Here is a 9,233-nt window from a genome sequence, read left to right on the forward strand (position 1 = left end):
CAACTAATTCATTCCTTCTTCTTTTTGGAGGAGGACCCCCGACGATTGGGGTCGGCATCAACGGCATAGCGTGGCTTCTGCATCCATTGCAGATCCACTGGCGGCCAGGTCACCTCGTGCCAGCTGATGTGCGGCAACTCGTGTCGGGTTCGGGTGCTGGGACGGACGAACCCCAGCGCTCGTCCCTTCTCTTGGATCACCTGCCCGATATCGATGCCGTGCGCCAGGCAGGTGGGCAGATAGCGGATCAAGAGCTCCAGAGACACGTCAAAGAGATCGACCCCGGCCTCAGCCGCGACACGCACATGCAAGGCATGCAGCAGTTGCGCCAGCAGCACACTGCCCCAGATTTGGGCTCCCAGCACCTCCGGCTTCGAGCTGATCATGAAGCGCATCTGCAAATAGTCTTTCAACACCCGGAAGCCCAGCTCTATGTCCCATCTCCGCGCGTACAAGCGGACAATATCGGCGCCACTGAGCATCCGAGGATCCCAGATATTACAGATGTAGGTGTACCAGATGCCCCGATAGCGATAGCGCACCAGGCGCACCAGATGTTGACAGCGATCGGAGCGATATTTGCCCATGAACACCAGCGCTTCGAAATAGCCATCGCGCTGCACCAGGATATGTTCCATGCTCCAACTGCCATTGCTGCGCACCCGACTGACCCACCAGATGCCCGCGTTGGTCAAGCTATCAAACCAGGCATAGTTGTAGTATCCCAGATCAAAGAGCAGCAAGGCTCCCTTGCGCACACTTTTGACCATCTCTTTGGCATGGGCCTGACAATTGGCCACCGCGTTGGGCAGCAGATCAATGCGTTTCCATTGTTGACGCCGGATGTCAAACAAACAACTCAAGCGTCCGGCCAGCAACTGCGAATGGCCGGCGGGAAGCCCTTGCAGATCAGGGACCCAACGCTTCAAGGCATCCAGGGTCGACTCATCCAAGGCCAGCACCTCAGAGGCAAAGGAAGCGAGCGAGCGGTCCTCGTAGGGGATCATGCGTGTCCCCAACCACTGGGTCATCTGAGCACACAACTGCTGCATCATCCAGGAGCCTTTCTCCTGCAAGCGATTGTAGATGGCTTGATCCACGACCGCTACCGGAGCGAAAGGGCCCAGACCGAACCCGCTGATCAGACGCCAGAGGTCCAATTGGGAAGTCCAGCCCCGCAGCAAACACCACAAACACCCCAGACTCAACAACAGCCAGGACACCTGGAAAGGGCGTCCCCGTTTCTTCAAGGCCGTCGAGGACGCAGCTAGATCACAGGCGGCATCGTGCAGGAACTGGCCGAGCAGTTCCTTGGTCTGATCAGGGGGTGGCAAGAGGTGCTGCAATGATGTATCATGGGACATAACGAGGATGATCCTTTCTGTGGAGAGAAAGTGTTTTACAAGTATTATCCTCGTTTTTTTTGTCATTTTCAAGTCACCCCTGAATTAGTTGGAGTCAATGCCCTTGCGGGCGTTTCCCGCCTCGCCGTATTAAGATGGTATCGATCGATGCGTAGGGCTTAGAGCGCCAGGAGGAGCAGCGGGATCTCCATTTCTTCGGGCGTGAGGCCGCCGTGATGGCCCTGGAAGTGCATGCTGAACTTGTTTTCTTCATACCACCAGGTGGTTTCGCGCTTGTAGGGGAGGATGACGGCATTGCCCACACGGTCCATAAAGGTACGCGAAGGCTTCTGCAGTCCAAAGAAGTTCTGGGCCACCAGATCCTGAGTTAGATACACATCAGCTTTGTTCACCAGGTGTTGCCGTAGCTCGCTGACCGCGATTTCTAGATATTCCTCTTTTATATGTAAGAACATATCGCGCGCGGAGCCCGCTGGCGCCAGCACATGACCACGATTATTGGTCTTGAGGTAGCGATTGATAATCGGCATTTGCTGATTAACATAGTAGGTATTGTAAGGATTGACTTCTACCTGTCCATGATCTGCTGTCATCATGAACAGGGTTTTGCCGGTGCTATGCCGTGTGCTTTGCAGAAATAGCTCATTCATCTGGTTTAAACAGAGATCAATTGTCTCGTCCAGTTGTTTGGATGTAGGACCATAATTGTGACAGGTAGTGTCGATCCGATCGAAATAGAGGAAATAGTAGGTGGGTTTCTTTTGTGGACGTTTGAGCATGGTGCTCAGGCTGCTAAAAGCTTCGGAGATCAGGTTGTAAGGATGAACCTCGGCTCCACGAAAGACGATGTCTGAGTAGGTAGAGGGGGTGTAGGCTTGATACTGTAGGATGTGTGAATCAATGCCTTGCTCTTTTAAGGTCTGGTAGAAGGTCTGGCGCGGAAAAAAGGCTGCGGGCGCGATGCCTGAGCTCATGATTGTATCGCGCGTCGCCTTATCGCCCGCGAACGAGAATGTCAGCGGTGAGATAATATCATTGACCAGGGGCTCATAATAATTCCATTCATAAACACCGCTCTGACCAACGTTGAGCCCGGTATGAATGCAGGTCACATGTGCCGCCGTCGTTGATGGAAACTGGGAAGTCATTTTCGAGACCACCCCTTCCGCCATAAACGTTTTCAGCAACTCATATTTGTCTGCATATTTTTCAAAGAAGCGCCAGCCAAAGGCATCGATAAAGAATAGCACCACCGTATCATAGCGAGTTGGTAGATTCCCAAAGACATCAAGAGGCAAGGCACTTTGTCCTTGTCCGGTGAGCAGAAACTGAATCGTGGCAGGAAGATTAGAGAAGCAATAAGAATCGTAACGTGGACGAATGAAGCGTTGGGCAAACCGTGAGCTATTAACTGCCTTTATTGATGCCGAATTGAGCATGCTTGTTCCTGCTTCCTAAATAGGAGGTCTTTTTTTGGCTATGGGTGCCATAATATATTGGGTATCTTTCCAACAGTATATCACGGAACGTTCAGGATGCAGATATATTTTTGGCACAACAGCAAAAGCCCGATAAACTGATTCTCGTAGAGCATCCACAGAGAAAAAAAGAAGGGGCACACATATCATATGTACCCCCTTCTTTTTTTCTCTGCTTATTCACCTTTTTTGTGGTGTTCTTGTTTATGGCGCTTCATAACGGTACGAGCCGCTACTTCCTCGGCACGATCACCATAGCGGCCACTTTTTTTGGATGACTCTTTGATGTGTTCATACTGGCGTTCTTCTTTTTCGCCAACACCTTTGAGTGGTTTCTTCTCAGGCATTTTTTTGCCCTCCTTGATATAGAAAACTGTTTGGCTAATGGCCTACTTTTAGCACATACCCTTTATACGAACTGAACTCATGGCTAGCTTCATGTCTCCATCATCAGGGGTCTTCTTCTTTTTTTCTATACTTTTTTACACTTTCATTGTATGATGGTCTATATAGACGAGGTTGAAATAATATCGATTACTAGCATATAGAAAGAATAGACACAACTGAATGAATAATAAGCAGGGTTTATATGTTGCGCAAGGTTTGAGCCAGGAAGAGCTGGCCGCGATCCACAGTCTGGCTGATGAATGTAATACTTATGAGCAGTTAGATCTCAAGTTAAATTGGAGCAGCCTGCAGGCGCGGCCGCAGGACGAGAGCAATGACTTTTTGTACTATGAACAGGGAAAACTGGTTGGCTATCTGCCTATCTTTTGTTTTAATTCTCAGGAGGCCGAGATCAGTGGTATGGTAGCGCCCGCCTGGCGCCGCCGTGGCATTTTTACAACCTTGCTTTCGGCAGCACGTAAAGAATGTCAGAGACGACAATTGCCCACTCTGTTGTTTATCGTTGAAAATCAATCTACCTCTGGACAGGCTTTTGTAGCAGCTCTGCAGCCACAGTATGATCATTCTGAGTATAAAATGGCTTTTCGATCATCGCAACCGCCGGAGCTGCCAGTGTCTTCTCCGCTACAATTCCGTCGCGCAGGTCTGGATGATCGAGCTACCCTGAAGTCTATCACCGCAGCCGCATTTGCTATGCCGGAGGAAGAGGTGGATTGGTATTCTAACAGGATGCTGAACGATGACCGGCGTACTTTCTATCTGGCCAGTATTGATGATGTTGCGGTAGGTAAGATTGATGTGTTCAGAAACACACAGGAGGCCTACATCGCGGGCGTTGGTGTGTTGCCTCAGCACCAGAAGCGCGGCTATGGGAGACAGATACTGACCTATGCATTGCATGAAATTTTGAAAAGCGGGCCAACAAACATCGTCTTAGAGGTTGAAGTTGAAAATGAACACGCACTGGGTCTTTATACCTCCTGCGGCTTTGCGCAGCTCAGTCGTTACGATTATTACCGCCTGCCAATTTAATAGTGGACGAAACAAGCTAATGCTGGACGACCAGCACTAGGAAGCAGGCAACATGGGCGCAGTACAACCAGTCTGTAAGAGCTGTGGACAGCCAATCTGGGGGAATTATCTCAGGGCCCTGGGGGCGACCTGGCACCCGGAGCACTTTATCTGTGCTGGCTGTGGGCAGATAATCCAGGGAAGCAGCTTTCAAGTGCATCAGGGTTTCCCTTATCACATAGAATGCTATAATCGTCAGATCGCTCCCCGTTGTGTTTACTGCAATAAACCTCTGGTGGGAGAATTCCTGATCGATTATTGGGGCCAGAAATTTTGCCGTGAGCATGAAAAACAGTTTCCCCACTGCGCCTATTGTGGTCGCCTGGTTCCTCCGCAGCAGCAGGAGCACAATGCTGAAGTTATTCGCTGTCCCGTGTGTCGTAGCACCGCCATTGAAGGATCTGCCGAGGCTAAACCGTTATTTTCACGTGTCATTCGTTGGATGAATAGCCAGGGTTTGATATATAACAATCTGCGCCTGAGCCTGGATTTATGTGGGCGCGCCCATTTGAATAACCTGTTGCGTGAAGGCAATATCGGACATTCCCTGGGGGCAACGACCAGTGCTATGTATACTCAGAACGGGCGCTTGCTTCGGACCGAGATCAATGGTATCGCTGTTCTACAGGGCTTGCCGGCCATTCTGTTTCAAGGTGTTACCATCCATGAGCTCGGCCATGTCTGGTTGATCGTGACCGGCGTTCACCAACTGCCCACCTGGGCTGAAGAAGGCTTCTGCGAGCTGCTCTCCTATCGCTACTATCAGGATGCCAATACCCCTGAAGGTCGCTATCACAGCCTGAGCAAAGAGCATAACGTCGACCCTATTTATGGAGATGGCTTTCGGCGCATGCGCGCTCTGGTTGACCGCGTTGGCTTTCCTTGCTTGATCGAGACGTTGCGCACCACTAAACGCTTGCCCGCCCCCAAAAGCTAACGACAGAGACACCGATATAAGTGATTAAATGGACATGTCCGAAATTCGCTAGTTTGCTGATAGACTTCGTTGTATGATGGTGCGTATGGAACAGCTACATATCTCTAATGATTTTGATCTGTGTTACCGTGCGCTCTGTAGTCGCGATGCTCGCTTTGATGGACGTTTCTTTATTGGGGTGTTGACTACAGGGGTCTACACGCCTCCCCCAATGTTACAAAAAGGGTGCTAGACTGGGAGTATACGAGAGAGATCCTGCAGAGCGACCTTCGCGCTCGTGCTGGAGACCAGCATCGCATCCTGCCTCACAGCTCAAGCTTGTCCCACGAAGGCCCTATTCCTCAGGGTCCAGGAGCTGCTCATGTTCCAACAACGTCATTGGTCCAGCCGATCCCTGGAGGTGCTGACCATGTATGAGCCGCACCGCTTCCACCAGCAGTTCCTCCAGGCCGCCTATGCCCTGGTGGTTCCAATGCCCTGCAGACACCTGACCACCGTTCCCCAGCAGGTCTCTGTTCCCAGGAACAGAGACCGAAGCCTGGTGCGCACGCAGAAAGGAGCGCGCGATGACTGAACAACACGTGGCCTTGTATGCTCGGGTTTCTTCCGAACAACAAGCCGAAGCCAAAACCATTGAGAGTCAACTGGATGAGATTCGCGAGCAAATCACTGCAGATGGCATTGATCTCACCAGCATTTTGGAGTTCGTTGATGATGGGTACAGTGGCTCGACGCTGGTGCGACCAGCATTGGAGCGGTTACGTGATGTCGCAGCAGCCGGAGGGATGGATAGGCTCTATGTCCAGTGTCCTGATCGCTTCGCCCGCAACTATGCCTATCAAGTCTTACTGGTTGAGGAACTCGCGCACCAAGGGGTCGACGTCATCTTTCTCAACCGGCCCCTGGGGCGGACCCCAGAGGATCAGTTACTGTTGCAGGTCCAGGGAGTGATTGCCGAATACGAGCGAGCGAAATTTCTCGAACGCAGTCGGCGAGGCAAACGCCATGCAGCCCAAGAGGGTCGTGTTGGGATTCTCTGCCACTCTCCCTATGGGTATCGCTACGTGAGCAAACAGGAGGGTGGTGGTGAAGCACGCTATGAAATTGTGTGGGATGAAGCCCGTGTCGTGCGGCAGGTATACACCTGGGTCGGCCAGGATCGTTGTTCCATCAACGAGGTCTGCCGTCGTCTGCATCAGGCTGGGCTTCGCACACGGACAGGCAAAGAGTATTGGGATCACAAGACTGTCTGGGATATGTTGAAGAACCCGGCCTACAAAGGCGAAGCCGCCTGGGGCAAAACCCGTTGGGTACCCAATGGTCCACGCCTGCGCGTGCCGCGAGGCAAACCCGCGCAACCGCGCCGACCGTTCTGGGGCAAAGACGCCCCGAAAGAAGAATGGATTACCATTCCCGTTCCGGCTCTGGTTGATCCGGCTCTCTTCGATGCGGTGCAAGAACAGCTCGAGGAGAATCGGCGACGGGCACGCATCCCACAGAAGGGCAGCCGCTATCTGTTGCAGGGGTTGCTGGTTTGCGCCCAGTGTGGGTATGCTTATCATGGTTGCACCAATAACGAGCGCAATGCCTACTATCGCTGTAGTGGCTCGATGAGCCTGACTCGTTTCGGGGGCAAAAGGCGCTGCTGGAACAGAGAACTACGCATGGACCAGACCGATGCCGCGGTCTGGCAAGAAGTGTGCCATCTGCTGGCAGAACCAGAGCGACTGGCGCAGGAATATCGCCGACGCTTGCAAGCCCCAAAGCAGTCGCACGAACCGGAAGGGTTAGATGCACAAATGGGCAAGCTCCGCCGAGGAATCGCCCGATTGATCGACAGCTATGCGGAAGGATTTATTGACAAGCAGGAATTTGAACCGCGAGTGACACGTATGCGTGAACGACTTCACCATCTGGAAGAGCAACTGCAACGCCTCAAAGAAGAAGCCGCGGGGGAAGAAGAACTGCAGGCCATTCTCGAACGCCTGGAAACCTTTGCAGCCAAAGTCAACGATGGACTCCACGATGCCGATTTTCAGACCCGCCGGGAGATTATCCGTGCGTTAGTCAAACGGGTCGAGATTGATGCTCAGCAGATCCGCGTGGTCTTTCGCATCAGCCCGCTTGCTTCTGCGCTCCCTTTTGATGGGACCTCCCTCAATTTGCAACATTGGGGGAGGCGTATATTGCCGGCCGATTTGCCCGGCGCGTACGGCCTATGCTGCCAATGTGCGCTTCTATGCGTGTGCCGCGGCTGCGGAGGCGGCTGGATTTCGCGGCTGTCGTCGTTGTCATCCGGAAGCAAGTCCGGGTTCCCCTGATTGGAATATGCGCGCTGACCTGGTTGCTCGTGCGCTTCGTCTAATCGCCGATGGTACAGTGGATACCGAAGGCGTGGCGGGACTTGCGCAGCGCCTCTGTGTGAGTGAGCGGCATTTGCGGCGCGAACTCATGGCCGAGGTTGGAGTCGGCCCGCTGGCGCTGGCCCGTACACGTCGCGCTCAGACGGCTCGTTTGCTGATTGATCAGACTGGTCTGTCGCTCACTACCATTGCCTTTGCCGCCGGCTTCGCCAGTATTCGGCAGTTCAATGAAACCATGCAAGCCTCCTTTGGCTGCGCCCCATCCACATTTAGACGGACGGTACCGCCAGAGAGTGGAGGAGAAGGGAAGCTCACCTTGCGTTTACAATATCGTCCCCCGTTTGACGCTTCGGCGCTGCTTGGCTATCTGCGACAGCGTACGTTGCCAGGTGTTGAGGAGGTCAGTGCGACCAGCTATCGGCGTACGGTGGTGTTACCACACTCGCGTGGCATTATCGAATTGGAGCCGCTGCAGAAGACAAACACTGTTTTGCTGCGCGTACAGCTCGATAAATTAAGCGATCTAAGCCTGCTCGTGCAACGCTGCCGCCAGCTGTTCGATCTGGATGCTATTCCTTCAGCTATTGCTGAGATCTTAGGAAGTGATGCCATGCTGGCTCCCCTCATCGCGAAGCGTCCAGGCTTACGCGTACCAGGGGCGATTAATGGCTTTGAATTGGCTGTGCGCGCGATCCTTGGGCAGCAAGTATCAGTGGCGGCCGCGAAAACGCTGGCGGGCCGGCTGGCGTCCCATTTTGGGGCTCCACTGGAGAAGCCCCAGGGGACATTGACGCACTTTTTCCCGACGCCGCAGGCTATTGCGCAGGCAGACCTGCAGGGATTGGGCCTTACCCGTAGTCGAATCGTCTCCTTGCAAGCTCTTGCCAACGCCGTTATCGACGGAAGCCTCATTCTTGAGCGCGACGCCGATCGCGAACAGACCGTGGCGCGGCTCCAGGCCCTTCCAGGCGTAGGCCCATGGACCGCCGCGTATATCGCTATGCGCACATTGGGCGATCCCGATGCCTTTCCAGTCACTGATCTGGGCCTGCGCCGCGCCTTTGAGCGCCAGGGAATGGCCGCGACTGCCAGAAGTATCGAGGAACGCGCAGAAGCATGGCGTCCCTGGCGCGCCTATGCCGCCCACCACCTCTGGGCCTTCTCATGAAGATATGGCCAGATATGCATTGGCCATCGAAACGCATCAAGAAAGACGACACGCACATAGGTTCGAGGCTTATCCTCGATTGCCGCCCGCCCGTAGGTTCGGGCCTTGCGCCCAATACTTTCAACTTAAGCACTTTTGGGATGTGGTTTGGATGGCACCTTGGATCGTTGTGCGGATTCCTGTTGTTCAGCCAAGTCTCGAACAACAGGAACCACAAACGTGAGATAGGTGTCCGTCTTCTCAAATGGCCGGGGCGCTGGCGTCCCTCGCTTTTTGGGTTTGTGTTTGTGGTAAACTTGCTTGATTTCCCGCCGATTGCTGCGCAAACGCGGGGGAGGCAAGACATGGTCGCCAATCGCTTGCACCATCCGTGTGAGAATGAGCTCTCGGTCTTCCAGACTCCGGGTCGCGACCCGCTCGATGCGGCGGCGCAGGTGCTCAAAG

At 53.6% G+C, this 9,233-nt stretch carries 8 protein-coding genes and 2 pseudogenes; 6 read left to right on the forward strand and 4 right to left on the reverse strand.

The annotated features are described in order from the left end of the window. Positions 1–8 precede the first annotated feature (8 nt). The 3 genes from JMI88_RS26230 to JMI88_RS26240 all read right to left on the reverse strand — a co-directional run bounded on the left by JMI88_RS26230 (position 9) and on the right by JMI88_RS26240 (position 3,189). Positions 9–1,364 (reverse strand): IS4 family transposase, encoded by a 1,356-nt coding sequence (locus tag JMI88_RS26230; RefSeq protein WP_201362594.1) that lies wholly within the window; start codon positions 1,362–1,364, stop codon positions 9–11. A gap of 158 nt (positions 1,365–1,522) precedes the next feature. Beyond that, a complete protein-coding gene (locus tag JMI88_RS26235; RefSeq protein WP_201364918.1) occupies positions 1,523–2,803 on the reverse strand; it encodes an alkaline phosphatase family protein in 1,281 nt (426 codons plus the stop codon). A 215-nt stretch (positions 2,804–3,018) separates the two neighbouring features. Further along, a complete protein-coding gene (locus JMI88_RS26240) occupies positions 3,019–3,189 on the reverse strand; it encodes a hypothetical protein (protein WP_201364919.1) in 171 nt (56 codons plus the stop codon). A gap of 220 nt (positions 3,190–3,409) precedes the next feature. Between JMI88_RS26240 and JMI88_RS26245 the strand changes: the two genes are divergently transcribed. The 6 genes and pseudogenes from JMI88_RS26245 to JMI88_RS40880 form a co-directional block, all read left to right on the forward strand. Then, positions 3,410–4,282, forward strand: coding sequence for a GNAT family N-acetyltransferase (locus tag JMI88_RS26245; RefSeq protein ID WP_201364920.1), 873 nt, complete (start codon positions 3,410–3,412; stop codon positions 4,280–4,282). Between the two features lie 52 nt (positions 4,283–4,334). Further along, positions 4,335–5,258, forward strand: coding sequence for a protein DA1 (locus tag JMI88_RS26250; RefSeq protein ID WP_201364921.1), 924 nt, complete (start codon positions 4,335–4,337; stop codon positions 5,256–5,258). Positions 5,259–5,343: 85 nt separating this feature from the next. Further along, positions 5,344–5,466: pseudogene (locus JMI88_RS40875) on the forward strand (Ada metal-binding domain-containing protein); the annotation flags it as partial. 153 nt (positions 5,467–5,619) lie between these two features. After that, on the forward strand, positions 5,620–5,832 hold the full coding sequence (locus JMI88_RS26260; RefSeq protein ID WP_201364923.1) for a hypothetical protein: 213 nt from the start codon (positions 5,620–5,622) through the stop codon (positions 5,830–5,832). Continuing rightward, positions 5,825–7,579 carry a recombinase family protein gene (locus JMI88_RS26265; protein ID WP_201364924.1) on the forward strand — a complete coding sequence of 585 codons (1,755 nt, stop codon included), beginning with the start codon at positions 5,825–5,827 and terminating at the stop codon, positions 7,577–7,579. Before JMI88_RS26260 ends, JMI88_RS26265 begins: the two co-directional genes overlap by 8 nt. Then, a pseudogene (locus tag JMI88_RS40880) lies at positions 7,482–8,789 on the forward strand (DNA-3-methyladenine glycosylase 2); the annotation flags it as partial. The gene JMI88_RS26265 and the pseudogene JMI88_RS40880, both read left to right, overlap by 98 nt. A gap of 125 nt (positions 8,790–8,914) precedes the next feature. Here JMI88_RS40880 and JMI88_RS26275 read toward each other — a convergent pair. Beyond that, positions 8,915–9,233: hypothetical protein (locus JMI88_RS26275; protein ID WP_201364925.1), on the reverse strand; the 319-nt coding region annotated here is incomplete at its 5' end.

The sequence above is a fragment of the Dictyobacter formicarum genome (assembly GCF_016587435.1).

Bases quoted from the DNA above. Each gene is read 5' to 3' on its own strand.
- JMI88_RS26245 (WP_201364920.1), top strand. From the start codon at position 3,410: ATGAATAATAAGCAGGGTTTATATGTTGCGCAAGGTTTGAGCCAGGAA.
- JMI88_RS26260 (WP_201364923.1), top strand. From the start codon at position 5,620: ATGTTCCAACAACGTCATTGGTCCAGCCGATCCCTGGAGGTGCTGACC.
- JMI88_RS26235 (WP_201364918.1), bottom strand. From the start codon at position 2,803: ATGCTCAATTCGGCATCAATAAAGGCAGTTAATAGCTCACGGTTTGCC.
- JMI88_RS26250 (WP_201364921.1), top strand. From the start codon at position 4,335: ATGGGCGCAGTACAACCAGTCTGTAAGAGCTGTGGACAGCCAATCTGG.
- JMI88_RS26265 (WP_201364924.1), top strand. From the start codon at position 5,825: ATGACTGAACAACACGTGGCCTTGTATGCTCGGGTTTCTTCCGAACAA.
- JMI88_RS26240 (WP_201364919.1), bottom strand. From the start codon at position 3,189: ATGCCTGAGAAGAAACCACTCAAAGGTGTTGGCGAAAAAGAAGAACGC.
- JMI88_RS26230 (WP_201362594.1), bottom strand. From the start codon at position 1,364: ATGTCCCATGATACATCATTGCAGCACCTCTTGCCACCCCCTGATCAG.